The 26,306-nt window shown below is 74.3% G+C and carries 22 protein-coding genes; 9 read left to right on the top strand and 13 right to left on the bottom strand.

The genetic code is table 11. From position 1 onward, the window contains the following. Positions 1 to 115 precede the first annotated feature (115 nt). Positions 116 to 1,186 (bottom strand): 2,3-diaminopropionate biosynthesis protein SbnA, encoded by a 1,071-nt coding sequence (gene sbnA / locus ACH9D3_RS13225; protein WP_396399066.1) that lies wholly within the window; start codon positions 1,184 to 1,186, stop codon positions 116 to 118. A gap of 880 nt (positions 1,187 to 2,066) precedes the next feature. On the opposite strand from sbnA, the gene ACH9D3_RS13220 reads away from it, so the two are divergent. Further along, the gene (locus ACH9D3_RS13220; protein ID WP_396411287.1) at positions 2,067 to 2,909 is read left to right on the top strand and encodes an alpha/beta fold hydrolase; all 843 of its coding nucleotides are present in this window, start codon (positions 2,067 to 2,069) and stop codon (positions 2,907 to 2,909) included. Between the two features lie 57 nt (positions 2,910 to 2,966). On the opposite strand, the gene ACH9D3_RS13215 is transcribed toward ACH9D3_RS13220, so the two are convergent. The 9 genes from ACH9D3_RS13215 to ACH9D3_RS13175 all read right to left on the bottom strand — a co-directional run bounded on the left by ACH9D3_RS13215 (position 2,967) and on the right by ACH9D3_RS13175 (position 16,809). Beyond that, the gene (locus tag ACH9D3_RS13215; RefSeq protein WP_396411286.1) at positions 2,967 to 5,708 is read right to left on the bottom strand and encodes an AAA family ATPase; all 2,742 of its coding nucleotides are present in this window, start codon (positions 5,706 to 5,708) and stop codon (positions 2,967 to 2,969) included. A gap of 437 nt (positions 5,709 to 6,145) precedes the next feature. Further along, a complete protein-coding gene (locus ACH9D3_RS13210) occupies positions 6,146 to 6,865 on the bottom strand; it encodes a 4'-phosphopantetheinyl transferase superfamily protein (protein WP_396411285.1) in 720 nt (239 codons plus the stop codon). 111 nt (positions 6,866 to 6,976) lie between these two features. Then, complete coding sequence (locus ACH9D3_RS13205) at positions 6,977 to 7,795, bottom strand: alpha/beta fold hydrolase (RefSeq protein ID WP_396411284.1); 819 nt, start codon at positions 7,793 to 7,795, stop codon at positions 6,977 to 6,979. 23 nt (positions 7,796 to 7,818) lie between these two features. Next, the gene (locus ACH9D3_RS13200; protein WP_396399061.1) at positions 7,819 to 9,609 is read right to left on the bottom strand and encodes an acetyl/propionyl/methylcrotonyl-CoA carboxylase subunit alpha; all 1,791 of its coding nucleotides are present in this window, start codon (positions 9,607 to 9,609) and stop codon (positions 7,819 to 7,821) included. 126 nt (positions 9,610 to 9,735) lie between these two features. Further along, positions 9,736 to 10,371, bottom strand: a complete 636-nt coding sequence (locus ACH9D3_RS13195; RefSeq protein WP_396399060.1) for a Maf family protein — start codon at positions 10,369 to 10,371, stop codon at positions 9,736 to 9,738. Positions 10,372 to 10,459: 88 nt separating this feature from the next. Further along, positions 10,460 to 12,007, bottom strand: a complete 1,548-nt coding sequence (gene exaC / locus ACH9D3_RS13190; RefSeq protein ID WP_396399059.1) for an acetaldehyde dehydrogenase ExaC — start codon at positions 12,005 to 12,007, stop codon at positions 10,460 to 10,462. Positions 12,008 to 12,138: 131 nt separating this feature from the next. Continuing rightward, complete coding sequence (locus ACH9D3_RS13185) at positions 12,139 to 13,353, bottom strand: transcriptional regulator (RefSeq protein ID WP_396411283.1); 1,215 nt, start codon at positions 13,351 to 13,353, stop codon at positions 12,139 to 12,141. Positions 13,354 to 13,508: 155 nt separating this feature from the next. Next, positions 13,509 to 14,993, bottom strand: coding sequence for a cation:dicarboxylate symporter family transporter (locus tag ACH9D3_RS13180; protein ID WP_396411282.1), 1,485 nt, complete (start codon positions 14,991 to 14,993; stop codon positions 13,509 to 13,511). Positions 14,994 to 15,066: 73 nt separating this feature from the next. Beyond that, positions 15,067 to 16,809: a DUF885 domain-containing protein gene (locus tag ACH9D3_RS13175; RefSeq protein ID WP_396411281.1), complete on the bottom strand. Its 1,743-nt coding sequence runs from the start codon at positions 16,807 to 16,809 to the stop codon at positions 15,067 to 15,069. Between the two features lie 41 nt (positions 16,810 to 16,850). Between ACH9D3_RS13175 and ACH9D3_RS13170 the strand changes: the two genes are divergently transcribed. Next, positions 16,851 to 18,104 (top strand): MFS transporter, encoded by a 1,254-nt coding sequence (locus ACH9D3_RS13170; protein ID WP_396411280.1) that lies wholly within the window; start codon positions 16,851 to 16,853, stop codon positions 18,102 to 18,104. 38 nt (positions 18,105 to 18,142) lie between these two features. Here ACH9D3_RS13170 and ACH9D3_RS13165 read toward each other — a convergent pair whose 3' ends face one another. From ACH9D3_RS13165 to ACH9D3_RS13155, 3 genes are all read right to left on the bottom strand, one after another. Beyond that, positions 18,143 to 18,373 (bottom strand): acyl-CoA carboxylase subunit epsilon, encoded by a 231-nt coding sequence (locus ACH9D3_RS13165; RefSeq protein ID WP_396399054.1) that lies wholly within the window; start codon positions 18,371 to 18,373, stop codon positions 18,143 to 18,145. Further along, positions 18,370 to 19,953, bottom strand: a complete 1,584-nt coding sequence (locus ACH9D3_RS13160) for a carboxyl transferase domain-containing protein (RefSeq protein WP_396411279.1) — start codon at positions 19,951 to 19,953, stop codon at positions 18,370 to 18,372. The genes ACH9D3_RS13165 and ACH9D3_RS13160 overlap by 4 nt, the downstream gene beginning before the upstream one ends. A 149-nt stretch (positions 19,954 to 20,102) precedes the next feature. Further along, positions 20,103 to 20,405: a YciI family protein gene (locus tag ACH9D3_RS13155; protein ID WP_396399052.1), complete on the bottom strand. Its 303-nt coding sequence runs from the start codon at positions 20,403 to 20,405 to the stop codon at positions 20,103 to 20,105. A gap of 176 nt (positions 20,406 to 20,581) precedes the next feature. Between ACH9D3_RS13155 and ACH9D3_RS13150 the strand changes: the two genes are divergently transcribed. From ACH9D3_RS13150 to ACH9D3_RS13120, 7 genes are all read left to right on the top strand, one after another. After that, positions 20,582 to 21,466, top strand: coding sequence for a biotin--[acetyl-CoA-carboxylase] ligase (locus ACH9D3_RS13150; protein ID WP_396399051.1), 885 nt, complete (start codon positions 20,582 to 20,584; stop codon positions 21,464 to 21,466). Between the two features lie 2 nt (positions 21,467 to 21,468). Continuing rightward, the gene (locus ACH9D3_RS13145; protein ID WP_396411278.1) at positions 21,469 to 22,149 is read left to right on the top strand and encodes a hypothetical protein; all 681 of its coding nucleotides are present in this window, start codon (positions 21,469 to 21,471) and stop codon (positions 22,147 to 22,149) included. Between the two features lie 3 nt (positions 22,150 to 22,152). Then, positions 22,153 to 23,310, top strand: a complete 1,158-nt coding sequence (locus ACH9D3_RS13140) for an adenylate/guanylate cyclase domain-containing protein (protein WP_396399049.1) — start codon at positions 22,153 to 22,155, stop codon at positions 23,308 to 23,310. After that, a complete protein-coding gene (locus ACH9D3_RS13135) occupies positions 23,307 to 24,197 on the top strand; it encodes a PP2C family protein-serine/threonine phosphatase (protein WP_396399048.1) in 891 nt (296 codons plus the stop codon). Before ACH9D3_RS13140 ends, ACH9D3_RS13135 begins: the two co-directional genes overlap by 4 nt. A 97-nt stretch (positions 24,198 to 24,294) precedes the next feature. Beyond that, positions 24,295 to 25,269, top strand: coding sequence for a hypothetical protein (locus tag ACH9D3_RS13130; protein WP_396411277.1), 975 nt, complete (start codon positions 24,295 to 24,297; stop codon positions 25,267 to 25,269). Positions 25,270 to 25,389: 120 nt separating this feature from the next. Next, a complete protein-coding gene (locus tag ACH9D3_RS13125; protein WP_396411276.1) occupies positions 25,390 to 25,785 on the top strand; it encodes an ArsR/SmtB family transcription factor in 396 nt (131 codons plus the stop codon). Further along, positions 25,767 to 26,264, top strand: a complete 498-nt coding sequence (locus tag ACH9D3_RS13120; protein WP_396411275.1) for an SRPBCC domain-containing protein — start codon at positions 25,767 to 25,769, stop codon at positions 26,262 to 26,264. Before ACH9D3_RS13125 ends, ACH9D3_RS13120 begins: the two co-directional genes overlap by 19 nt. Positions 26,265 to 26,306 lie beyond the last annotated feature (42 nt).

Below are 26,306 nucleotides of genomic sequence, written 5' to 3'. Positions count from 1 at the left end.
GTCGTGGGAACCGTGGGAACCGTGGGAACCGTGGGAACCGTGGGAACCGTGGGAACCGTGGGAACCGTGGGAACCGTGGGGACCGGAGACGTCGGCAGGGTGTCCGCGAGCTTGTTCACTGTGCGGGGCTCCTCGGGGAGGAGACCGGCACGGAGCCGGTCACCGGTGCGGCGGCCGGATACCGCGGCCCGGACACCGGGGCGGATCGTCGACCAGGAGCTGCCGTCGAGTCGACGCCGGCGAGCGCTTCGGCCCCGAAGTGGTCGAGCACCCAGTCGGGCTGGTAGATGGTGTCCATGTACGGGCGGCCCAGGTCGGGGGAGATGGCCACGGCGGTGACGTCCCGGGGGTGGTCCGCGAGCCATGTCATGGCGCCGTGGACCACGGTCCCGGTGGACCCGCCGAGCAGGAACCCGCGCCCGGCCAGGCGGTGGCAGGTGCGCACCGTGTCCAGCTCCTCGACGAGCACCACGTCGTCGAGCAAGGACTCGTCGAGGTGGGGCGGCCGCACGCTCATGCCGAGCCCCGGGATCAGGCGGGTGGCAGGGGGGCCGCCGAACGTGACCGATCCGACGGCGTCGACCGCGACGATCCGGACGTCGGGTCGGTGCTCACGGAAGTACCGCGCGCAACCCATCAAGGTACCGGTTGTCCCGGCCCCCACGAATAGCACCTCGAGCTCGGGGAACTGAGCGGCGATCTCGGGGGCGGTCCAGCGGTAGTGCGCTCCCCAGTTGCCGGGGTTGCTGTACTGGTTGAGCCAGACGTACCGCTCGTCGGACTCGCACAGGTCCCGGACGTGGTTGAGCCGCGCCCCCAGGAGACCGTCGACGGGATCCGGCTCGGTGACCAGGTCGACCTGCGCCCCGAGCGACTCCATGAGCTGCCGGGTCGCCGGGTTGCAGCGCGGGTCGATCACGCAGACGAAGCAGTATCCCTTGCTGGCGGCGATCATGCTGAGCGCGACCCCGAGGTTGCCCGAGGAGGACTCCACGAGCACGGAGCCGGGGCCGACCAGGCCTTCCCGCTCGGCTCGCTCGACCATCTCCACGGCAGGCTTGAGCTTGATGGAGCCGGCGAAGTTGAATCCTTCGATCTTCAGGTAGAGACGGCGGCTCAGCACGTCCTCCAGATCGATGAAGAGACTCTGCTCGTTGAACAGGTGCGGGTCCTTGATGATGGACATGGTTCCCCTCGTTCTCGTGTCATGCGCTCGGCCCGTGCGGACGTCCAGGGGACGGCGGTGCGAACTCGCGTCGGCTCGTCGCTCGGGTGATCGGCGCCCCCAGAGGCCTCCTCCCGGTGTGCCGATCGACAGGGGTGTCCGTCCGGGACAGCACCGCCTCCGCCGACCGATCGGACGCTGCGCTGCGCTGCGAACCGGGAGTGGCCGACGTCGGTGAGTCCTGCCTCCAGGGCAGGAGCCGCAGGAGTGCGGTCCCGGTCGACACCTTCCCGGCCGACCCCTGTGACGATCACCACGTTCAGGATGGAGGCCGACGGCAGGGGGGACATGGGCGACCGGCGCCTATCTGGCGCGGGGCAGGTGCCCATCTCGGGACGGTGCACCCTTGCCCGGGGCTGCCCACACGCGGTGACTCCCGGGCGGCGGTGACTTCCGGGTGGCTCCGGCGACCCGGGCGGAGTCCGTGGCGGTCGCGGCGCCCGGGGCAACGCGGGCACCGTCCTCCGCCGGTGATCCCCGGCTCCTGTGATCGCCGGGTCGATCGGCGGCCGATCTCCTGACCGGGGACCACCCGATCCGCCCGGCGCCGGCGGCAGGCGGATGGGCACTGCGGCAAGGACTTCTGGGCAGCGCTCACCCATGCCTGCGCGTCGACACCGGGGGCACGCTGTCCGGGTAGGTGCCGACATCCGAGGCGAATGCCACCCGGCCGCAAGGAGGAGCCATGCAGGACCCCGGTGCCCCGGGCGGGGAACCCCGTCCACCGGCGCACAACGCCCCCGCACCCCCGTCGTTCGCGAGTTGGCGGCCCCGTGCGGTCGACTCGTCGGGGAGGGCGTTGCCGTGGCCGCCCAGTTCCGCCTCCGCCGCCCGAGGGGCCATGAGCAGCTCCTCCCCCCGGACGGGGGTGGTGGAGGCCAACGGCACCGTCTTCTACGTCGAGCGACGTGGACAGGGCCTCTCGCTGCTGCTGATCCACGGGGCCGGGCAGGACGCGGGGATGCTGGGAGCGCTGGCCCAGGCGCTCGCCGTCGCCGGCTTCCAGGTGCTGGTCTACGACCGGCGGGGCACCGGCCATTCCGGGCGGGACGCCTGGCCGGGGGACGGGGCAGGTCAGCACGCGGAGGATGCGGCGGCCCTCATCCGGTTGTTCTCCTTGTCCCCGGTGGTGCTCGTGGGTGTGGACTCGGGCGGCGCCATCGCCTTCAAGCTCGCCGAGCACTACCCGGAGTACGTCCTGCACGCGGTGGTGTGGGAGCCGCGCGTCGCCGGAGTGGCTCCGACCGGGCACGAGGACACGGCGCAGCAGCTCCTGCCCATGACCGCGCACCTGGCCGAGCACCCCCACGACTACATCGGTGCGCAGGCGATCCTGCTCAGCGCCGGCACCGATGCACCCGTCAGCATCGACGATCCCGACTTCGCCCGGGTGCGCGTCAACGCCGAGGCGATGGTGCGGGACGAGCCGGCGATCGCGCTCACGACGTTCACCCAGGTCCTGCGGTCGCGCCTGGTGACCGTGGCGACCGGCGACGGGCCGAGCGAGCTGGTGCGGGCCTCCGCCGCCGAGCTGGCGCGGCTCAGCGGGAAGCCGGTGCACCGGGTGGCCGGTCGTCACGACGCCTATCTCACGGACCCCGGCGTGCTTGTCGACGTGGTCCTCGACGTCCTGTCGGACGCGTGCGTCGCCGAGGTGCAGCAGGTCAGGCCCACGCCGGCCTGACCTGCGCGGGGGCGCCGTCCCCGGGATGCCGCCACCCGCCGTCACACCTCGAGCCGGTCAGCGCGTCCCGGGCTGCGGACGCTGCCACGAGCGCGTGGCCAGGGCCGCCTCACGGCGCGTGCTGACGCCCAGCTTGTCGAGGACCGAGGAGACGTGGTGGTCGACGGTGCGGACCGAGACCACGAGACGCTCGGCGATCTCCGAGTTCGTCAGTCCCTCGCCGATCAGCTGGACGACCTCGAGCTGGCGGTCGGTCAGGCCGGCGGGGTTGCCCCGTGTGCGCCGCGTGGGGCCACGGGGGACGGTGCGCATTCCCAGATCGTGCAGACGGCGCTTGACATGCTTCGCGGCCGGACCGGCATCCAGCTCGGTGAGGATGTCGAACGCGTGCAGGGTGAGGTCCGTCCTCCCGGACTCGGCGAGCTCGAGCGCCTCCTCGTAGGGGTCACCGGCCCGACGCCATGCCTCCGCAGCGCCCTGCCAGTCTCCGACCACCCCCAGCTGCCACGGACTCGGACGGTCGTCCACCGGGGACCGTGGAGGGGGGACGTCCACCCCGGCGCGGAGGGCATAGCGTCGGATCTCTGCGTCGATCGGTCCTGCGCCCGGTCGGGAGGCGTGCTGCGACCACCCGTCCAGCACGCGCTCCGCCTCGCCGGGTCGATCGGCCAGCCAGGCCCACTCCACGAGTGCGGCGCCGGCGAGTCCCAGCGCGGTGAGGGTGCGCTGTGCGAGGGCCCGTTGCCAGCAGGTCTGCAGCACCTCCCCGACGTCGTGGTGGCCCAGGCGTGCCTGGAGCCTGGCGTGACTGGGCAGGGAGTGGAGGATGAGCATGCCCGGATCGGCGAAGCGGTCGAGGAGGCTGTCGAGCTCGCGCAGGGCTGAGTGCCAGTCCCCCCGCCGTTGCTGCAGCAGGGCGTGGTGGACCTCCAGGTTGTACGCGTCCGGCCAGAACCCCCAGTCCCGGACGTACTTCAGTCCCTCGTCCAGGTGCCCCTCGAGCTCGTGGTAGCGCCCGTACCGGTACAGCTGCTCGGCGGTCTTGGCGTAGCTGCGGGCCAGCGGCTCCAGTGCGCCGGCGCCCCGTGCCATCTCCATGCCGCGGCGCAGGGCGCCGAGCCGCTCCTCGAAGGTCAGCGCCGGATCGCACTGTGACAGATAGGTGAGGCACAGGGCGACCACGTCCGGGCGTTCACGCGTCTCGGCCTGCGCCCCCGCGATGCGCAGCGTCCTCATGGCCTCCTCGTGGGAGCCCCCCAACGAGAGCAGCATCCCCTGGCAGGCCAGTGCCTCCGCCGTGGTGGCCGGGTCACGTCCCTCGGTGAGCTCGACGGCGAGGGAGGCGCCGGCGCGGGCCTCTGACAGGTAGCCGGCCAGGAACAGCTGCCGGCCGCTGCGGATCAGCGCCTTGGCCTCGCCGAGCTGGTCGCCCAGGGAGCGGAACAGCTCCACCGCCCTGCGGGAGTGCTCGACGGCCTGGCTGATGTGATGGGCGCTGTAGAGCTCCCAGGCGTAGGCGTCGAGGACCACGGCCAGCTGGGCGTCGGACAGCAGGACCTCGTGCTGCAGCGCGGCCCGGTAGAACTCCAGTGCCTGCCGGTGGGCGCCGGCCTTGGCGGACAGCTCTCCGGCACGGGGTGCGTACCCGACGACCGTCGCCGTGTCCCTGCAGCGGATGGCATGGTGGACCAGCCGTGGCAGGTACTCCTCACCCCGTCGTTTGAGCAGCTCGGTCACGTCTCGCTGGAGCTGCCGCCTCCGCAGCCCGCTGAGCGAGGCTTCGGTCGCCATGCGCGCGATCTCGTGCCGGAACCGGACGCCGCCGTCCTCGGCGACGAGGATGCCCCGTTCCTCCGCCTCGGCGAGCGCCGCGAAGTCTCCGCCCAGCAGCTCCTCGGCCAGTTCGAACTCGAGCAGGCCGGGCCACACCGAGATCCGCTCGGTCGCCCGCCGGACCGGCTCGGACAGCTGCTGGAGCCGGGCCGCCACGGCTGCCGAGAGCGTCTCCGGCACCGGGGCGTCGGCCGGCACGGCCAGTGCCTCGGTGATGTAGAACGGGTTGCCTCCGGTCATCTCGTGGAGGTGTCCCGCTTCGCGGGCACGTTCGCCCGCCAGGAGCTGGACCGCCTCCAGGCTGAGCGGGCCCGGGTGCAGCCAGGTGGCGAGCGCCGTCGTGGGGGCTGCGAGGAGGCGCTGCACCGGATGGTCCGGTCCCACCTCGTCGTCTCGGTAGGAGGCGACGAGGAGCGTCCGCAGATGATCGAGCCGGCGCGCGAGGTAGGCCAGCACGTCCAGCGTCGCGTCGTCGGCCCACTGCACGTCCTCCACCAGCACGACGGTCGGCGCTTCGTCCTCGATCAGGGTCGTGACCGCCGACAGGACGTCGTGCAGGACGCCCTGGTCGAAGGCGGCGAGGACCGCCGGACTGGCATCGAAGGCCTCGCGCAGCGCCCCGAACGGGTGGGCGGTGATGAGGTTGTCGCAACGGCCCCGGTGCACGCGGACACCGCCCGGGACGGCCCCCACCATCGCGTCCAGGAGGCTGCTCTTGCCGATCCCCGCCTCGCCGGTGACGAGCGCGAAGCCGCCTCGGCCGGCCATCACGCGCTCGACCAGTCCCGCGAGGGCGCCCAGCTCGGCATCCCGTTCCAGCAGCATGCGCTCCGGACGGTCCCGCGAGGCCCAGCGGACGGGCCCGTCGCGGCGGGAGGTTCCGAGTGCGAGGCCGCCCCTGCCTGCGGTGGATCCCCGCGTCGACAGGTCGTCCAGGAGTTGTGGGTTGTGCGTGCTCGTGGTCATGTGACCCCCTCGTGCGTCGAGAGGAGGCCGGAGCATGGCGTGCGTCGACCATGGCATCCCAGGTGGCCCCCCCGGACGTCGTCCCGCATCGCCGCTGCCGGACTCGTCATGTGCAAATCAGCGTAGCCCCGCACGAGGCGTCCCAGGAGAGTTGGGAGGGATGTTACCCCAGGTCGCAGCGACCATGACGACCAGGACGACGACGCCTGGGCTCAGGACCGGCGGCGGCACGTGCCGGCGCGGACGGTGCGGACGGTGCGACAGACGGTCTCGTGCGCCACACGCCGGGCCCGGTGGTGCGGGGAGACCCGCGGGCGGGGCACGAGCGGTCCGCCAGGGGCTCCGGGGACGGGGGAGGGGTCGCAGCGGTCGTATCCGCTCGCGTCGACCGCCGGCCGTGCGACGCCCGGAGCGGAGGTCCGGCGGTGCCGATGGTCTCAGGTCGGGTCCGAGCGGACGCGGACGGTCAGCGCCGCCCTCGCGTCCTCGCGGGCCGGGCCGGGATCCGGTGGAAGAACCAGGTCCAGGATCCGCCACGCGGCGAGGGGCCGTCCCGGGACGGGACCCGCCCCGACCTCGTCGACGGAGGGGTCGCGGAACAGTCCCGAGCCCATGGCCTTGAGCAGGGACTCCTTGCGCGCCCACACCGTCGTGACGGCGGCCGGCCGGTCCGTGGCGGGCAGGGCCCGCAGGGCGATGATCTCGGCGGGGTGGAGCAGGGGGAGCACCTGTTCGGCGGCGACCGGGTCCTGGAGGTGCTCGACGTCCGCTCCCACCTCCCGCTCGGCCGTGGCCACGAGCACCAGGCCGCCGCTGTGCGAGAGGGAGAAGCCCAGGGCGTGGTCCTCGAGCCGCGGCTTTTGCCGGGGTCCCCGGGCGGGGACGGGCGGACCCAGGCGCAGCGAGCCCGGGGCCGCCCCGGTGCGGGCGGCGAGCACGTGGCGCAGCACGCAGTGGGCGACCACGAACCGCCGCCGGTCGGACGCGGAGCGGAACGCCGCGGCCCGGGCCCGCTCGTCGTCGTCCAGGCAGCCCCTGACCGCCTCTGCCCAGCCTGCCAGCGGGGCCACTCGGGCGAGCACCGCCTGCACGTCCGCAGGTGCGCCCGGCACCGGCAGCTCGACCAGGCCGGGCACGGTCGGCCGGAGCCCTGTCACAGCGACCCCCTCACGACGGCCCCGCTCACCACGGTTCCCTCGTCCACGGTTCCCTCGTCCACGGTGCTCGCGCCACGGGTGGCTCGCCACGGCGCGCTCACCGGTCGGGGCTCACCGGGACCGGCCGGGAGCGGCGCACGCCATGAGGTCGTCGAGCAGGCGGTCCCGGTGGGCGGCGAGCGGGTGGTGGCCACCGGGGTACTCCCGGCGCTGCACCACCCCCGTGCCGACCGGGCCCCAGGCGTCCATGCCGGTGGCGTCCACGGTGTCGTCCTCCGCGCCGCGCAGCAGCAGCAGGGGTGCCCCGACCGGTGCGGGGAGCCGGTCGTGGGCCATCGAGATCCGCAGGTCCGCGCGCAGGGCGGGCAGCTGCAGGGCCAGCAGCTCGGGATCGGCCAGGACCGCCTCCGGGGTGCCGCCGAGGTTCCGCAGCCACCGGACGAGCGCCTCGTCCGCCTGCGGGTCGTGCGGGTCGAGCCCGGCCCGGAGCTCCGCGTCGTCGTCCACGGTCCCCGGGGCCGCCTTGGCGGACAGCGCGAGCAGCGACACCCGGATCCCCTCCTCGTGCTCGAGCCGGGAGGCGAGCTCGGCCGCGACGGAGGCGCCCATGCTGTGCCCCAGGACCACGAGCGGGACCGCGGAGGACGCCCACGGGGCGGCGGCGACGGCGCCGGCCGCCTCCGCGGCGAGCGCGGCGACCGAGGAGGCCGGCGGCTCCCGGAAGCGGGACTCCCGGCCGGGGTACTGGAGGCCGAGCACGTGCACGTCGTCGCGGACCAGGAACCGCCAGTAGCCGGCGGCCGCCCCCGAGGGCGGGCAGCACAGCACCCGCAGCCGGGGCGTGCCCGAGGGGGTGCCGCCGCGCAGCCGGTCCTGCGCGGAGAGGTCCACGAGGCAGCGTGCGGGCGAGCCGTTCGGTCGGGTGCTCATGCGCGTCCTCCTGCCCGCTCCCGTCAGGAGATGGTCGCGAGCACCGCGCCGGCGGAGACGGTGTCCCCGGGTCCGACGGAGAGCCCGGAGACCGTGCCGGACTTGTGGGCGGTCAGGGGCTGCTCCATCTTCATGGCCTCGAGCACCAGCACGAGGTCCCCCTCGGCCACCTCGTCGCCGTTGTCCACCGCGATCTTCACGATGGTCCCCTGCATCGGGGAGCTCAGGCTGTCGCCGCCGGCCGCCGCCGCGCCGCCGCGGGCCGCGCGGGACTTGCGGGGCTTGGCCGCGGTGCCGTTGGGCTTGGGCGTGCCGGGCAGCGCGGGCAGGACGACCTCGAGGCGCTTGCCGGAGACCTCGACGACGATCGACTGGCGCTCCTCCGCCTCGGGCCCCGCCTCGGGGACGCCCTCGAACGGCGGGATGGTGTTGTCGAACTCGGTCTCGATCCAGCGCGTGTGCACGGTGAACCGGGAGTCGTCCGCCGGCGCGAAGGCGGGATCGGCGACCACCGCGCGGTGGAAGGGGACCACGGTGGGCATGCCCTCGATCCGCAGCTCCGCCAGCGCCCGGCGGGAGCGTTCGAGCGCCTGCTGCCGGGTGGCCCCGGTGACGATCAGCTTGGCGAGCATGGAGTCGAAGTTCCCGCCCACGGTCTCCCCGGCCCGCACACCGGAGTCCACGCGCACGCCGGGGCCGGCGGGCAGGTCGAGGACGGTGATGGTGCCGGGGGAGGGCATGAAGTGCCGTCCGGGGTCCTCGCCGTTGATCCGGAACTCGATCGAGTGGCCGCGGACCGGCGGGTCGTCGTAGCCGAGGGCCTCCCCGCGCGCCAGCCGGAACTGCTCCCGCACCAGGTCGATGCCCGTGACCTCCTCGGAGACGGGGTGCTCGACCTGCAGGCGGGTGTTGACCTCCAGGAACGTGATCGTGCCGTCCTGGCCGACCAGGAACTCGCAGGTGCCCGCGCCCTGGTAGCCGGCCTCGCGCAGGATCGCCTTCGAGGACTCGTACAGCAGGCGGTTCTGGTCCTCGGACAGGTACGGCGCCGGGGCCTCCTCCACGAGCTTCTGGTTGCGCCGCTGCAGCGAGCAGTCGCGGGTGGAGACGACCACCACGTTGCCGTGGGCGTCGGCGAGGCACTGGGTCTCCACGTGCCGCGGGGCGTCGAGGAACCGCTCCACGAAGCACTCGCCGCGGCCGAAGGCGGCCGTGGCCTCGCGCACGGCGGACTCGTAGAGTTCCGGGATGTCCTCGCGGTCGCGGACCACCTTGATGCCGCGGCCGCCGCCGCCGAACGCGGCCTTGATGGCCAGGGGCAGCCCGTGCTCGTCGGCGAACGCGAGGACCTCCTCGGCCGAGCCGACGGGGTCGGTGGTGCCGGGGACCTGCGGGGCGTTCACCTTCTCCGCGATGTGCCGGGCGGCCACCTTGTCGCCGAGCTTGGCGATGGCCGCGGGCGGGGGGCCGATCCAGGTCAGGCCGGCCTCGAGCACGGCCAGCGCGAAGTCGGCGTTCTCGGAGAGGAAGCCGTAGCCGGGGTGCACGGCGTCGGCGCCCGAGCGGGCGGCGACGTCGAGGATCTTGTCGAACACCAGGTACGAGTCCGCGGCGGTGGACCCGCCGAGCCCGTACGCCTCGTCCGCCGTGCGCGCGTGCACGGCGTCGCGGTCCGGGTCGGCGTAGACGGCCACGGAGGCGATGCCCTCGTCGCGGGCGGCGCGGATCACGCGCACCGCGATCTCTCCGCGGTTGGCGACGAGCACCTTGCTGATGGGGCGGATGGCGCCGTCCGCGGGGTTCTTACCGGTCACGTCTCACTCCTTGTCGAATCCTCCGATGCACTGTATTCCCCGCCGCGAGCAATCGCCCAACCACCCGGCGGGGGTCCGGAAATGCGGCGCCGTTTCTGTAGGAGTCCTACAAAGCGGCGGCCGCTCTCAGCCCCGGCTCGTCCACAGCTGGGGCACGCCCACCCCCGTCCGGGCGAGCAGCGTCCGCAGGGTGCTGAGGCTCAGGCCGACGACGGCGTGCACGTCTCCCTCCACCCGCTCGACGAACGCCGCCCCGAGGGAGTCGATGGTGAAGGAGCCGGCCACCTCCAGGGGCTCGCCGGTGGCCACGTAGGCTGCGACCTCGTCGTCGGACATCTGCGCGAAGAACACCTCGGCGCCGGCGGGCGCGCCGCCGCTCCAGCCGGTCCCGCCGTCGGCCGGGCTCCGGGTGTCCACGAGCCAGTGGCCCGTGTGGAGCACCCCCGAGCGCCCGCGCATGGCCCGGATCCGGGCGGTCGCCGTCGCGGCGTCCCGGGGCTTGCCGTGCACCTCGCCGTCGAGCTCGAAGACGGAGTCGCAGCCGATCACCAGGGCCCCGGCCGCCGCCGGCAGCGCGGCCACCGCCTCCGCCTTGGCCCGGGCCAGGACCATCGCGGTCTCCTCGGCACCGGTCACCCCGCGCTCCCGGACCACGGCGTCCTCGTCCACGTCGGAGACGAGCCGGTCGTGGGCGATCCCGGCGTCGGCCAGGAGCTTGGTGCGGGCCGGGGAGCGGGAGGCGAGGACGAGGCGGGGAGTCACCGTCCCAGGATACGCAGGCGGCGTGCGCGAGGGGCGCCGCCCCGGACTCTCCGCGCCCACGCGGTCCGCCCGGACGGACCGCTGCGGTCTAGAAGAAGCCCTGGGCGTCCTCGGAGTAGGAGACCAGCAGGTTCTTGGTCTGCTGGTAGTGGTCCAGCATCATCAGGTGGTTCTCGCGGCCGATGCCGGAGGACTTGTAGCCGCCGAACGCCGAGTGGGCGGGGTAGTTGTGGTACTGGTTCACCCACACGCGCCCGGCCTGGATGTCGCGGCCGGCGCGGTAGGCGAGGTTGCCGTTGCGGGCCCACACCCCGGCGCCGAGGCCGTACAGGGTGTCGTTGGCGGTGGCCACGGCGTCGGCGTAGTCGGAGAAGCGGGTCACGGACAGGACGGGACCGAAGATCTCCTCCTGGAAGATCCGCATCGAGTTCTCGCCCTCGAACACCGTGGGGGAGACGTAGAACCCCTCGGCGAGGTCCCCGTCCAGGACGTTGCGCTCGCCGCCCACGAGGACCTTCGCGCCCTCCTGCCGGCCGATGTCGATGTAGGACAGGATCTTCTGCAGCTGGTCGTTGGAGGCCTGCGCACCGACCTGGGTGTCGAGGTCGAGCGGGTTGCCCTGCACCATGCCGCGCACGCGCTCGACGCCGTCCGCGAGCAGCCGGTCGTAGATCGAGCCCTGGATCAGGGCGCGGGACGGGCAGGTGCAGACCTCGCCCTGGTTCAGGGCGAAGAACGCGAAGCCCTCGAGCGCCTTGTCGTAGAAGGAGTCCTGCTGCGCGGCCACGTCCTCGAAGAAGATGTTGGGGGACTTGCCGCCGAGCTCCAGGGTGACCGGGATGATGTTCTGCGACGCGTACTGCATGATCAGCCGGCCGGTGGTGGTCTCGCCCGTGAAGGCGATCTTGCGGATCCGCGGGCTCGAGGCGAGCGGCTTGCCGGCCTCCACGCCGAAGCCGTTGACCACGTTGACCACGCCCGGGGGCAGGATGTCCGCGAGCAGCTCCATGAGCACCATGATCGAGGCCGGGGTCTGCTCGGCGGGCTTGAGCACCACGGCGTTGCCCGCGGCCAGGGCCGGGGCGAGCTTCCACACGCCCATGAGGATGGGGAAGTTCCAGGGGATGATCTGGCCGACCACCCCGAGGGGCTCGTGGAAGTGGTAGGACGTGGTGTTGTCGTCGAGCTGGGAGAGGGTGCCCTCCTGGGCGCGGATCGCGCCGGCGAAGTAGCGGAAGTGGTCGACGGCGAGGGCGATGTCGGCGTTGATGGACTCGCGCACGGGCTTGCCGTTGTCCCACGTCTCGGCCACGGCGAGCATCTCGAGGTTCTGCTCCATCCGGTCCGCGATCCGGTGGAGCACGAGGGCCCGCTCCGCCACGGGGGTCTTGCCCCAGACCGGGGCGGCGGCCCAGGCCGCGTCGAGCGCGGCGTCGATGTCCTCGGCGGTCCCGCGGGCCACCTCGGTGAACGGCTTGCCGTTGACCGGGGAGACGTTCTCGAAGTACCGGCCCTGCACGGGCGGCACCCACTCGCCGCCGATCCAGTGCTCGTAGCGGGGCTTGAAGGTGACCTTCGAGCCCTCGGTGCCGGGCTGCGCGTAGACGGTCGTGAGGGACTGGGTTTCGACGCTCATGGTGACGTGCTCCTGGTGCGTGACGGTGCGGGTGTCACGAGCGCGGTCCGGACCGGCCGCGCCGTGAGGTGATGCACGTCACGCTAGACCGGGCCGCGTTGCACGCACGTTGCACCCGGCGCCGGGGCCGGTCAGCCGCGCAGCCGCTCGAGTTCGAGCACCGCCTCGGCGCGGGCGGGGGAGCGGGCCGGCAGGAGGCGCAGCAGCAGGGCCCACGCCTCGGCGTCGTCCGCCGCCTCCGGCAGGGTCAGGTACTCGCGCACGGCCTCGGCCGAGCCGTCGGCCAGGACGGCCTCGCGCAGGAGCCCGGTGACGCGGTGGCGCAGCGCCACGACGGACGGCGCCTCGGAGCGCGGCAGCAGCGCCCCGGTGTACTCCCGCAGCGCCCGCCGGTGCGAGCCCCGGGCGAGCAGCCCGAGCACCCGCCCCGCGTCCGAGGGCAGCGGCGCCTCGAGCCGGTAGGGGCGCGAGGCGATCGCCGGACCGCCCCGGGGCTCGAGCAGCCGGCGCAGCCGCAGCACCTCGGCCCGCACCGTGGTCTCCTGCGCCCTGCCCGCCCACAGCTGCACCGACAGCTCCGCGGTGCTCAGCCCGGACCCGGAGCGGGAGAGGGCCAGGAGGATCTCGGCGTGGCGCTCGGTGAGCTCCACGGGGTGGCCGCCGAGCAGCAGGGCCGGCGGGGCGTCGCCCAGCACGCGCAGGAACGCCCCGGGGGCCGGGACGGGCGCCCGGGCCGCGGCGGGCGGGAACGCGGGGGACCGCTGCGTGGAGCGCAGGGCCAGGGCCAGCTCGGCCCGCGCGGCGCGCACCGCCGCGCCGACCAGCGCCCGGGTGGCGGGGCCGGCGGCGGCGTCCCCGCCGGTCAGGTCCACCGCCCCGAGCAGCGCCCCCGTGACGGGGTGCAGCAGCGGGGCCGCCGTGCAGGACCACGGCCGGGCCTCGGGGTAGAAGTGCTGCTCCCGGTGCACGGTCACCGGCCGGCGCAGGACCAGCGCGGTGCCGGGCGCGTTGGTGCCCACGGCCGACTCCGACCAGTCGGCCCCCTCGACGAAGCCCATCGCCTCGGCGCGCCGCCGCGTCGCGGTGCTGCCCCGGACCCGCAGGAGCACCCCGCAGGGGTCGGTGACGGCCACGACCAGCCCGGTGTCCTCGGCCAGGGGGGTGAGCAGCTCGTCGAGCACGGGCATCAGCCGCCGCAGCGGTGCACTGGCCTCCCGGACGTCGGTGCGGTCCAGCACCACCTGCGGGACGCAGCGCTCGGGCGCCGCGAGGTGGTCCAGCGAACGGCCCCAGGACAGGCGCAGCGCCGGGTCCGTCGTCGTCGGTCCGTCCGTCGGTGCGCCCACGCGCCGTCCCCTCGCTCGCTGCTGTGACCCAGCTCTCGTGCCGGTCCTCAGCGTAGCCCGAGCCGCGGACGGGGACGGCGGGAGGCGGGGAACCGCCGGAATGCGTCGGGCACTCCCTCGGTCCCCCGCCTCGCGGGGCGGAACGGCGCCGCGGCTCAGCGGGCGGCGGCCGCCGGGGCCTCCTCCGGGCGCGGCTGCGTGCCGGCACCCGTCCCGGCCGCGGTGCCGGACCCGGTGTCCGACGCGGTGCCGGTGCCGGTCCCGGCGTCCTCGACGGCGCCGTCCCGGGGGGCGGCGTCCTCGGGCACGAACGGGTCGCCGGAGCGCGGGGCGTCGTAGAGGCCGCGGTCCAGCAGACCCTCGCGGTGGGCGACGATCGTCGGCACGAGGGCCTGGCCGGCCACGTTGAGCGCGGTGCGGCCCATGTCGATGATCGGGTCCACGGCCAGCAGTAGGCCCACGCCGTCCAGGGGCAGACCGAGCGTGGACAGGGTCAGCGTCAGCATCACCGTGGCGCCGGTGGTGCCCGCGGTCGCCGCGGAGCCCAGCACCGACACGAGCGCGATGAGCACGTAGTGGGTGACGTCCAGGTCGATCCCGTAGAACTGCGCGACGAACAGGGCGGCGATCGCCGGGTAGACCGCGGCGCAGCCGTCCATCTTGGTGGTCGCGCCGAGCGGCACGGCGAAGGACGCGTAGGCGCGGGGCACGCCGAGGCTGCGCTCGGCGACGCGCTGGGTCAGGGGCATGGTGCCCACCGAGGACCGGGAGACGAAGCCCAGCTGCACGGCCGGCCACACCCCGGAGAAGTACTGCCGGACGGAGAGCCCGTGCGCCTTGACCAGCACCGGGTAGACCACGAGACCCACGACCAGCAGGCCGGCGTAGACGGTCGCGACGAACGCCAGGAGCCCGCCCATCGACGTCCAGCCGTACTCGAACACGGCCCGGCCGATCAGTCCGAGCGTGCCCAGGGGGGCCAGGCGGATGATCCACCACACGACCTTCTGCACGATCGCCAGCGCGGAGCGCACGACCGCGAGGAAGGGCTCGGCGGGGGCGCCCACCTTGAGTGCCGCGATGCCGACGGCGGCCGAGACCACGAGGACCTGCAGCACGTTGAAGCCCAGGGAGGTCTGGACCGTCTCCGGGTCCACCACGGAGGAGGAGACCTCGAGGCCCAGGACGTTGGCGGGGACCAGGCCCGTGAGGAAGGCCAGCCAGGAGCCCTGCGTCCCGGTGTACGCCTCGGCGGGCGCGGCGGCGCCGCTGCCGGCCCCCGGCTGGACGACCAGCCCGAGCACGAGCCCGACCGTCACGGCGATCAGCGCGGTGATCCCGAACCACAGCAGCGTCTTCCACGCGAGCCGCGCGGCGTCGGAGACCTCCCGCAGATTGGCGATCGAGGAGATCACCGCGGTCACGATGAGCGGGACCACGGCGGCCTTGAGCAGGCTGACGTAGCTGGTGCCGATGGTGTCCAGCGCGGTCATGAGCCAGTTGGGGTCCGTGTCGGGGTCACCGCCGATGGTGTCGGCGACGGTGCCCAGGACCACGCCCAGGAGGAGGGCGAGCACGATCTGCGGGCCGAAGGAGGTCATCCACCGGGGCAGACGTCGATTGCTTTCTGCGGAAATCATTTCGCCACCATAGAGCGTCGGAAGATACAGCACCGAATGCCGGTGAAGAAATGTGACGTCTACATGACGAGAATCACAGGGCGAGCGCGTACCGGAGGGTGTCCAGGCCCACCGAGCCGAGACGGAGCGCCCGCGTGTGGAAGTCCCGGAGCCGGAAACCCGGACCCGCCGCGGAGCGGGCCTCGTCCCGCGCCTGTTCCCAGAGCTGCTGGCCCACCTTGTAGGACGGCGCCTGTCCGGGCCAGCCCAGGTAGCGCATCCACTCGAACCGCAGCATCGGGTCGGCCATCACGATGTTCGAGCGCAGGAACCGCCACCCGTCCTCGGCCGTCCAGACCTCGCCGGGACGGGCCCCGCCGAGGGCGTCGCCGAGCTCCGCGGGGATCCGGTACCCGCAGTGGAACCCGACGTCGAAGACCACCCGGGCCGCCCGGAGCCGCTGGGAGTCGAGCATCCCCATCCGGTCCCCGGGGTCCTGCAGGTGCCCGAGCTCGTCCATGAGCCGCTCGGCGTAGAGCGCCCAGCCCTCCCCGTGGCCCGAGACCCACACGCCCATCCGCCGCCACCGGTTGAGCTCCCCCGAGTTGGCGAGGGCCGTGGAAAACTGCAGGTGGTGGCCGGGGACGCCCTCGTGGTAGACGGTCGTGGTCTCCTCCCACGTGGTGAAGGTCCCGGTGCCCTCCGGCACGGACCACCACATGCGGCCGGGGCGCGAGAAGTCGGCGCTGGGCATGGAGTACCAGATCCGGCCGTCGTGGGTCGGGGCGATGCGGCACTCGAGCCGCCGCATGGGCCCGGTCAGCTCGAAGTGCGTGTCCGCCAGCGCCTCCACCGCGGCGTCGGAGAGGTCCTGCATCCACGCCTGCAGGGCGTCGGTGCCGTGCAGCTGCCGCGCGGGGTCCGCGTCCAGGACCGCCATGGCCTGGGCGACCGTGGCCCCCGGGGTGATGCGGTGGGCGAGCCGCTCCTGCTCCGCCACGACCGTGCACAGCTGCTCCACCCCCCAGGCGTAGACGGTGGCCGGGTCCAGGACCGCGCCCAGGAACTCCTGCAGGCGCAGCGTGTACACGTCCGGTCCCACCGCCTCCGTGCGCGGCGCGTCCGCGGCGAGCTCCGTGCCCAGCACGGCGGCCAGGCCGCGGTAGGCGTGCCGTGCCGCCCCGGCCGCCTCCGCGACCTCCCGGCGCAGCCCCTCGGGGACGCGGGGGCTGCGCGCGAGCTGGGCGAAGAAGCCGTGGCGGTCCGCGTACCCGGTGCACTGCCGGGCCGCGTTGCGCAGCTGCGCCGCGGAGGCCGAGCGTCCCCGGGAGCGGGCGTGCCGCAGGCCCAGGAGGTAGGAGTCCACGGCGGCGGGCACGGCGCGCAGCCGGGCGGCGATCTGCGCCCAGTCCTCGGCGCTGCGCTTCGGCAGGTCGTCGAACACCTCGCGGATCTCCTGCACCGGGGAGGAGATGTTGTTGACCTCCCCGCCCGTCAGGCCCTCCTCGTGCAGGAGCACCTCCAGGCCGAGGCGCTCGCGCAGCGCGTGGGCCGTGATCCGGTCGACGTCGTCCGCCGGGTCCGCGGTCTCGAGCTCGGCCAGCGTCCGGCGGGCGGCCTCGGTCCGGGCCTCCAGGCCCTCGGGCCCGAAGTCCCGGTACTCGCTCTCGTGCCCGGGCAGGCCGTGCACGGTGGCCTGGGCCGGGTCCAGCTCCATGGACCGCGCGAACCAGCGCTCCGCCACGGCGTCGACGGCCGTGGGCTCGCGCCGCCCGGCGCCGAGCGGCGCCGGGCCGGGTCCGGCGGTGAGCGAGGGGGCGGGCCGTTCGTCGGTCATGCACGTCACCCTAGCCCCGGGCGCTCCCTAGACTGCGGAGCATGTCCGCCCCTGTGCCGTCCGGGAGCCCAGCGCCTCCCGCCCCCGACCCGGCCGGGCCCTCGGGCACCGCCGGGACCGGGCCCGCCCTGCTGGTGGTGACCGCCGGCGTGGTCGGGGCCCTGCACGTCTGGAAGCTCTCCCCGGCACTGCCCGTGCTCTCCGCCGAGCTCGGCCTGAGCCTGGTCCAGGGCGGCTTCCTGCTCTCCACCGTGCAGGTGGCGGGCATGCTGCTCGGCGTGGTGGTGGGTCTGTCCGGGGACCGGATCGGGCTGCGCCGGGGACTGGTGCTGGGGCTGGGCCTGCTCACCGCCGGCTCCGCCGCGGGCCTGCTCTCCACCGGGTACGCCCCGCTGCTGGGCTCCCGGGTGCTCGAGGGCGTGGGCTTCATGCTCGTCTCGATCTGCGCCCCGGCGCTGATCCGGCGCACCGTGGCCCCGGCCAGGGTCTCCCTGCTGGTGGGGCTGTGGGGCTGCCACATCCCGGTCGCCGCGGCCCTGTCCCTGCTCCTCGGGGGCGTGCTCAGCGAGGCCCTCGGCTGGCGGGCCTGGTGGGCGGCCGCGGCCGCGGGCTCCGCGCTCGTGGGTCTGCTGGTGCTCGCGGTGCTCCCGCCGGACCCGGCGCACGTGGTGGTGCACCGGGTCCGGCAGCGCCTCGGGCTGACGCTGCGCGCCCCGGGGCCGTGGCTCGTCGCCCTGGTCTTCGGCCTCTACACGGCGCAGTGGAACGGCGTGGTGCAGTTCCTGCCCTCCGTGTACGCCGAGGCCGGGATCGGGGCGTCGGCCGCGGCGGGGCTCAGTGCGCTCGCGGCCGGCGTCAACGTGGTGGGCAACCTGGCCGCGGGCCGGGCCCTGCAGCGGGGGGTGCGGCCCGCGGTGCTCTGGTGCACGGGCTTCGCCGTGCTCGGCCTGGCCGCCGTGGTCGCGTTCGGCCTCGCCCCGCTGGTGGGCGAGGGGGCGCGGTTCGGTGCCCGGTACGGCGCGGTCCTGGTCTTCTCCGCGGTGGGCGGCGTGGTGCCGACCACGGCCATCGCGAGCCTCCTGCGGGTCGCTCCCACACCCAGCACGGTGGCCACGACCCTGGGGCTGGGCCAGCAGGTCAACGCCCTGGGCCAGTTCGCCGGCCCGCCCGCGGTGGCGGCGGTGGCGCAGGCGACCGGGACGTGGGACCTCACCTGGACGGTGACTGCCGCCCTCGCCCTCACGGGCGTCGCGGTGGGGCTCGCGGCCTCGCGGCGCATCCCGCGGGAGCCGTGAGGGACCTGGCCGGTCCGCGCCCGGCCAGGTCCCCCGCGTCACTCCTCCGGCCTGGTCCGCCGCCACGCGCCCCGGCCCGGGCGCAGCCGCAGGCCCAGCCGCATCCGGCGGAACTGGTCCCGGCGTCCCGGGACGCCCTTGGCGGAGGCGTCACCACCGGCCGAGCGGGCGAGCAGGACGGCGGTGACGGCCGCGACCTCCTCCGGGGTAGGGCTGCCGGCCGTGAAGCGCAGGGACGGGGTGCCCTCGACGGGCTCGCGCGCGCTCACAGCGGGATGTTCCCGTGCTTCTTGGTGGGCATCGACGCGCGCTTGTCGCGCAGGCCCCGCAGGGCCTTGAGCACCTGGACCCGGGTCTCGGAGGGAGAGATCACCGCGTCCACGTAGCCCAGCTCGGCGGCCTGGTACGGGTTGAGCAGGCTCTCCTCGTACTTGCGCACCAGCTCGGCGCGCAGCGCCTCGACGTCCTCGTCGTTGTCCGCCGCGGCCTTGAGGTCCCGGCGGTAGAGGATCTCCACGGCGCCCTGGGCGCCCATCACGCCGATCTGCGCGGTGGGCCAGGCGAGGTTGATGTCCGCGCCGAGCTTCTTGGAGCCCATCACGATGTAGGCCCCGCCGTAGGCCTTGCGGGTGATCAGGGTGACCAGCGGGACGGTCGCCTCGGCGTAGGCGTAGAGCAGCTTGGCCCCGCGCCGGATGATGCCGTTGAACTCCTGGTCGGTGCCCGGCAGGAACCCGGGCACGTCCACGAGCGTGAGGATCGGGACGTTGAACGCGTCGCAGTGGCGCACGAACCGCGCCGCCTTCTCGGACGCGGCGATGTCCAGCGTGCCGGCGAACTGCATCGGCTGGTTCGCCACGATGCCCACGGTGTGCCCCTCGACCCGGGCGTAGCCGATCATCACGTTGGGGGCGTACAGGGCCTGCATCTCCAGGAAGTGCCCGTCGTCGACGACCGCCTCGACCACCGCGCGCATGTCGTACGGCTGGTTGGCGGAGTCCGGGACCAGAGCGTCCAGGGCCAGGTCCTCGTCCGTGACCTCGTCCTCCTGGTCGTGGTCCAGCAGCGGCGCCTCCTGCAGGTTGTTGGCCGGGAGGAACTCGAGCAGCTCGTGCACGAAGTCGAACGCGTCCTGCTCGTCGTCCGCCAGGTACGTGGCGGTGCCCGTGGTCGCGTTGTGCTGGCGGGCCCCGCCGAGGGTCTCCATGTCCACCGACTCGCCCGTGACCGTGCGGATGACGTCCGGGCCGGTGATGAACATGTGCGAGGTCTTGTCGACCATGACGATGTAGTCGGTCAGGGCCGGGGAGTAGGCCGCGCCGCCCGCGCACGGGCCCATGATCAGGGAGATCTGCGGGACCACCCCGGAGGAGCGGACGTTCATGTTGAAGATGTCCGCGAACATGGCCAGCGACGCCACGCCCTCCTGGATCCGGGCCCCGCCGCCGTCGTTGATGCCGATCACCGGGCAGCCGTTGCGCAGCGCGAACTTCTGCACCTTGACGATCTTCTCGCCGTTGACCTGCGACAGCGACCCCCCGAACACCGTGAAGTCCTGGGAGTAGACGGCCACCAGGCGGCCGTCCACGGTGCCGTAGCCGCTGACCACGCCGTCACCGGGCATCTTCTTCGACGCCATCCCGAAGGCGGTCGAGCGGTGGGTCGCGAGGGCGTCGAACTCCACGAAGGAGTCCTCGTCCAGGAGCATCTCCACGCGCTCGCGGGCGGTGTTCTTCCCGCGGGCGTGCTGCTTCTCGATCGCCGCCCGTCCCGCCGGGGCCTCGGAGCGGGCCCGGCGGTCGTGGAAGTCGGCGATCTTGCCGGCGGTGGTCGTCAGGTCGTGGCTCACAGGCACCTCGTGGTCTGGTACGCGGCCGGCCGGGCGGACCGGTCCGGGGCGGTCAGGGGACCTGCTCACTCTAGTCCGGGCCCGCGGCGCCGCCCGTTGTGGAACTCCTACAAATTCCGTGCCGGGGAGCCGGGGCACCGGGACGGTGCTCAGCCCACGCGGCCGAGGACCACCTTCCAGGGGCGGACGGTCCGCTCCGTGACCACGCCGTGGCGCACCAGCGGGTCCTCGTCGGTGAGCCGCTCGACGGTCGCGGCGTCCTCGGCCGCGAACACGAGCAGCGCCCCGGCCGCGCCGTCGTCGTCGAACGGCCCCGACGCGAGCACGTGCCCCTGCTCCACGAGACCGCCGAGGTACTCCCGGTGCTCGGGGCGGCGTGCGGCGAGGACGTCCGCAGGGCCTCCGTAGACGTAGGTGACGGCGAACGTCGTGCGGTTCTCGGCTGCGCTCACGATGGGCTCCTGAGGGTCGCGCCGCGGCCCCCTGCCCGGCCGGACGGACCGCCCGGCCGGTTCCCGGGGGTGCCGGGCTATTACTGTGGACGTGTACCGACCCTACGCGGACCGTGCCCGGGCGGACAGCACCGGCGGCCCCGCCCGCACCGGGAACCGACGACCCGAGGAGAACCGTGCCCGACCCCCGCGCCGACGACCTGCGCGCCCCCGCCGTGCTCGCCGCCCTGGCGGACCTCGGCCTGGGACGGATCGACGTCCTCGACGAGATCGGCTCCACGAACGAGCACCTGACGGCCGCCGTCACCCGGCGGACCCGCGGCCCCGGGCCGGACCGGCCGTGGACCGACCTGTCCCTCGTGGCCACCGGCCACCAGAGCGCCGGGCGGGGCCGGCTGGACCGGGTGTGGACCACAGAGCCCGGCACCGCCCTGACCTTCAGCGTCCTGCTCCGCCCCGCCGGCGAGGACGGGCGGCCGCTGCCCACCCGGCACTTCCCGTGGCTGACGCTGCTGATGGCCGCGGCCGTCGTGGAGGCCCTGGACGGGCTCGCCGGCGCGGGCGCCCGGATCAAGTGGCCCAACGACGTCCTCGTGGACGGGCGCAAGGTCGCCGGCCTGCTCGCAGGTCTCGTCCTGGACGAGGAGGCCCCGCCGGCGGTGGTGCTGGGCACGGGGATCAACGTCTCGCAGGACCGGCTGCCCGTGGACACGGCCACGTCCGTGCGACGCGCCACCGGCCGCGACGTCGAGCGCGCCGCGGTGCTGCAGGCCGTGCTGGGCGCCTTCGTCCCCCTCTACCGCCGGCTCTGCGCGGACCCGGTCGCCGCCACGCGGCCGGGCGGTCCGCTGCGCGAGCGGATCACCGAGCGGATGGGGACCCTCGGGCGCTCGGTGCGCGCCGAGCTCCCCGGCGCGGGCGCCCCGGTCACGGGAACCGCGGCGGGCCTCGGTGCGCACGGGGGCCTGCTGGTCCGGGGCGCGGACGGCGTGCAGCGCGAGGTGACGGCGGGTGACGTCGTGCACCTGCGGCCGGCCCCCGGCGGCCCCGGGTGGGCCTGAGCATGCCCGCCCGGCCGGCCCTGCAGCCCGGGGAGCGCGTGCTCGTCTCCACCCGGGCGCACGGCGCGCGGCTGACCCGGCCCTTCCTGGTGCTCCTGCTCACGGTCTTCGTGCTCTCGTCCGCCCAGCGGGCCCTCGAGCTGCGCTGGCGCCCCGTGGCGGAGCCGTGGACCACCGTGCACGCCGGGGTGGAGATCACCCTGCTGCTCGTGGCCGGCTGGGTCGTGCTCCGCCGCTGCCTGCGCCCGCTGCTGCGCTGGTGGCGCACCCGCTACGTGCTCACCACCCACCACCTCGTGCTGCTGCGCCCCGGCGGCGCCGGGCGGACCGTGACGCTGCCCCTGCACCAGCTGCGCCGGGTCGGCGTGGAGCGGGGCCGCAGCCCGGCCCTGGGCCGGAGGGACGGTCGCGTGGTGGCGGACTTCGGGTCCCTCGGAGGACTGCGCCTGGAGCACGCCCCGGAGGCGCAGCGCCTCGCGCAGCTGATCCGCCGGGCCGCCGACGACCGGCGGGCGCAGGGGGCCGGTGCCGGGTGGGCCGGGGAGCGCGGGGACGGCGGGGGTGCGCCCCGGCCCCGTCCCACTAGAGTGGACCGGGATGCGGCCGTGGCACCACGCCCGGGCCCGTCCGCGGCCCCGGGCCGGCCGTGGAGCCGGTGGACCGTCCACCAGGAACAGGAGTGACGCGTGGCGAGTGAGGACTCGGAGACCCAGGGCGAGCCGGTGCTCGGCCCCCAGACGGCACAGCTGAACCTGAACCTGCACAACCCCGTCCAGGCCAACCTCTACCGCTCGGACGAGTCCAAGGCCGCCGTGCAGGACCTCGAGCAGATCCTGCTGGGCTCCGAGCGCGGCCTGCGCCGCCGGGAGGCCGCGCGCCGTGGCGGGCTGTCCCTGCTGTCCTCCCGCAAGGTCTGGCGTGCCCTGGGCTTCCCCAACCTGACCGACGACGACGTCTGGTTCACCGAGCAGGACTCCGAGGCGCTGCGGGTGCTGTCCACCATGGTGCTCGAGGAGAAGGTCACCGAGGAGGCGGCCCTGTCCCTCGTGCGCTCGATCGGGCAGATGACCGACCGCATGGTGGTGTGGCAGGTCGAGGCCCTCGTCGAGGACATGGTCGTCCACCGGGGCATGACGGACGCCGCCGCGCGCCGGCAGCTGCTGCACCTGCTCCCGGACCTCATCGACGCGATCGAGAACCTCCTCGTGTACTCGTGGCGGCGCCAGATGAACGCGGCCGTGCAGCGGCTCGCGATGCGCGTGGAGCGACCCGACGGGTCGACCGCCACCGGCCCCACGGACGACGACGGCGCGTCCTCCATCCTCCCGCTCGCGCGCGGCGTGGGCTTCGCCGACCTGGTCTCCTACACCTCCCTGTCCCGCCGGATGAACGAGCGGACCCTCGCCAACCTCGTGCAGCGCTTCGAGCAGCGCTGCGCCGAGGTGATCGCGGTGGGCGGCGGCCGGCTCATCAAGACCATCGGGGACGAAGTCATGTTCCTCGCCGAGACCCCCGAGGGCGGGGCCCAGATCTCCCTGGCCCTGGCCCGCTCCATCCGGGACGACCCCGAGCTCCCGCAGGCGCGCGTGGCCTTCGTGTGGGGCCGCGTGCTGCCGCGGCTCGGCGACATCTACGGTCCCACGGTGAACCTCGCGTCCCGGCTCGTGTCGCTGACCGACCCCGGCTCCGTGCTCGTGGACGCCTCGACCGCCGCGGTGCTCTCGGGCGACGACCGCTTCATCCTGCTCCCGCAGCCCACCCGCAACGTGCGGGGCTTCGGGGACGTCCAGCCCGTCGCGCTCTCCCAGGGCGCCGGTCACGGGCTGGAGGTCGACTTCGAATGAGCGCCCCCCTCGTCATCCGCGCGGGCGCGTCCACGGACCGCGGCCTGCGCCGGGAGTCCAACGAGGACGCCCTGGTGGTCACGGCAGCGATGTGCGCCGTGGCGGACGGCATGGGCGGGCACGAGGCCGGCGAGGTGGCCAGCGCCCTGTGCGTGCGCACGCTCGGAGCGTCCCCCCTGTTCCAGCTGGAGGACTTCCGCGGGTTCGGGCTCCAGGAGCCGGAGCCGGTGCTGGACATCGTCCGCTACCGGGCCACCGTGGAGCGGGAGCTGCGCCTGGACCCGGAGATCCCCAACGACGCGATCGAGGCGGTCCGCCGTGTCCGCTCCGTGCTGTGGCAGGCCGACCAGCACATCCAGGACGCCGTCGAGGGCCGGGCCGGGACCACCGTCACCGGAGTCTGGCTGCTCCAGGTCGACGGGCGCATGCTGTGGGTCGTGTTCAACACCGGCGACTCCCGCACGTACCGTCTGGTCGAGCCCGGGACCGGGCCGGTGGGGGAGGACGGCACGCCGGTGCTCGAGCAGCTGACCGTCGACCACTCCGAGGTGCAGTACCTCGTGTCGATCGGGCAGCTCACCGCGGCCCAGGCGCTCGTGCACCCGCGTCGCAACGTGATCACCCGCGCCCTGGGCACCGGCCAGGTCTGGGAGCCGGACGTGCGGGTCCTGCCGGCCCGGCACGGGGACCGGCTGATGCTCTGCTCGGACGGGCTGACCAACGAGCTGAGCCCCGCCCACATGGCCCGCGTGCTCACCTCCGTGTCCCACCCGAAGGAGGCGGCCGACGTCCTCCTGCAGGCCGCGCTGCGCACCGGCGGACGGGACAACGTCACCGTGATCGTCGCCGACGCCGTGCAGCCGGGGGAGTTCGCCGCCGGGTTCTGACCTGCGGAGCCGGCGGACGCCGCGTCCCCGGAAGTGGGGGGATCACGAACCGTCACAGCGTGGTGCACTCCCACCGGGGCCGTTTACCTTGGAGAACATGGTCGTCCCGCGCCGCTCCTTCGTCGTCGCCGGACTGGTGCTCACCGCCTCCGGGGCCCTGGGGGGCGCGCTGTCGGCACCGCCCGCCGGCCGGCGTCCGTTCGTGCTGTGGGGCTCCTCCTCGGCGGCCAGCGCCCTGCACCGGGACCGGCCCCCGGGCTTTCCCGCGGTGCGCATCGACGACCTGCTGTCGCAGCTGCTGGGGACGCCCGGGACCTCGCGGGCGGTCGGCGGCGACACGTCCTCGCAGACCCTGGCGATGCGCAGCCACGACCACCCCTACCTGCTGCGGCTGGGCTCCGGCGACGGGCCCGGGCGGCTGCCGGCCCGGGGGACCGTCCTCGTGCGCACCGCGGACGGACGGGTCCCGTCCGCCCGGCTCCCGCTCCCGGGCACGGTCGCCGGGATCCCCTGCACGATCCGGGCCGCGGCTGCGCGGGGGGACGCCGTGGTGCTCCGCCGGGAGGTCCCCGGCGCCGAGCTCGAGCCGGCGCCCGGCGCCGTGTCGCCGTGGCACACGGCGCTGGAGGAACGCCACCGCGGCGACGTCCACCTGCTGTGGACGGGCAAGAACAACATCGAGGACCCCGAGCGGGTCCTCGCCGACACCCGGGCGGCCTGGGCGGTCGAGCCGACCACGTCCGTGGTCATGGGCCACTGGCACACCGGGGCCGACCGTCCGGGCACCGCCGGCCGGGAGCAGGCGTGCGACGTGAACGCCGCCTACCGGAAGGAGTACGGGGGGCGGTACTACGACACGATGGCCGCGCTGTGCGACCCCGGGCTGTGGTCCCTGCCCGCCCTGCGGCCCCACCGGATCGGGGCCTCGGAGGCGGACCGCCGGTGGCTGGCCCGGGGACTGCCTCCGCGCTCGCTCGTCGCCGGCGACCGCAGGCACCTGAACGCGCTGGGCAACACGGTCGTGGCGCACGGCCTGCACCGCTTCCTCACCGGCGCGGCCGGACTGTACTGAGCGGGACTGCGCTCCCGCGCACCGGTCCCGCCCACCGGTCCGGCGCACCGACGGAACCCCGTGCGCCACCCAGGACGGAGCTCTTGTCCGCGTCGGGGGAACGGCGTAACCTACAACCAAATGGTTGTACGAAATGAGCTGACGGACCTCGAGGTCGACCGCATCTTCCAGGCCCTCGCGGACACGACCCGACGGGACATCGTGACGAGGGTGCTCCGGCAGGAGCAGTCGGTCTCCGCGCTGGCGGGCTACTACCGGATGAGCTTCGCGGCCGTGCAGAAGCACGTGGCGGTGCTGGAGCGGGCCGCGCTGGTCACCAAGCAGCGGCGCGGCCGGGAGCAGGTGGTGCACGGCAACATGAGCACGCTGCGCCGGGCCGCCGGCCTGCTGGACGAGTACGAGGAGCTGTGGCGAGGGCGCACGCGCCGGATCGAGGACCTCCTCGCCGAGGACGTGCCCCCCGAGGACCGGGGGGCGGAGCAGGAAGGGAGCAGGACATGCCGGTCATCGACGTGAACAAGGACACGGAGGCGCTGACCCTGACGTTCGTGGCGGAGTTCGCCGCGGACGTCGACCGGGTCTGGGACGTCTGGGCGGACCCGCGCCAGCTCGAGCGCTGGTGGGGGCCGCCCGAGTGGCCCGCCACGTTCGAGGAGCACGAGCTCTCCGAGGGCGGGCGGTGCCGCTACTTCATGACCGGCCCGGACGGGGAGCAGGCCCGGGGCTGGTGGAGGGTCACCGTCGTGGACCCGCCGCACCGGCTGGAGTTCGACGACGGCTTCGCGGACGCGGACGGGGAACCCGATCCGGCCCTGGGGACCACGCACAGCGTCGTGACCCTGGAGGCCCTGGACGGCGCCACCCGGATGACGCTCGTCAGCGCCTTCGAGAGCGCCGACCAGCTCGAGCAGATGGCGGCCATGGGCATGGAGGAGGGCATGCGGCAGGCCATGGGCCAGATCGACGACCTCCTCGCCGGCGCCGTCTCCCGCTGAGCGATCCCCCGGCCGGGGCCGGGCGGGGGAAGGGCGTCGCCG

Origin of the sequence: Kocuria kalidii, from assembly GCF_044462225.1 — a bacterium.
Classification (GTDB): Bacteria; Actinomycetota; Actinomycetes; order Actinomycetales; family Micrococcaceae; genus Kocuria; species Kocuria kalidii.
Note: the sequence above shows the minus strand (reverse complement) of the source record. Positions and strands in the feature narration are given on the sequence as shown.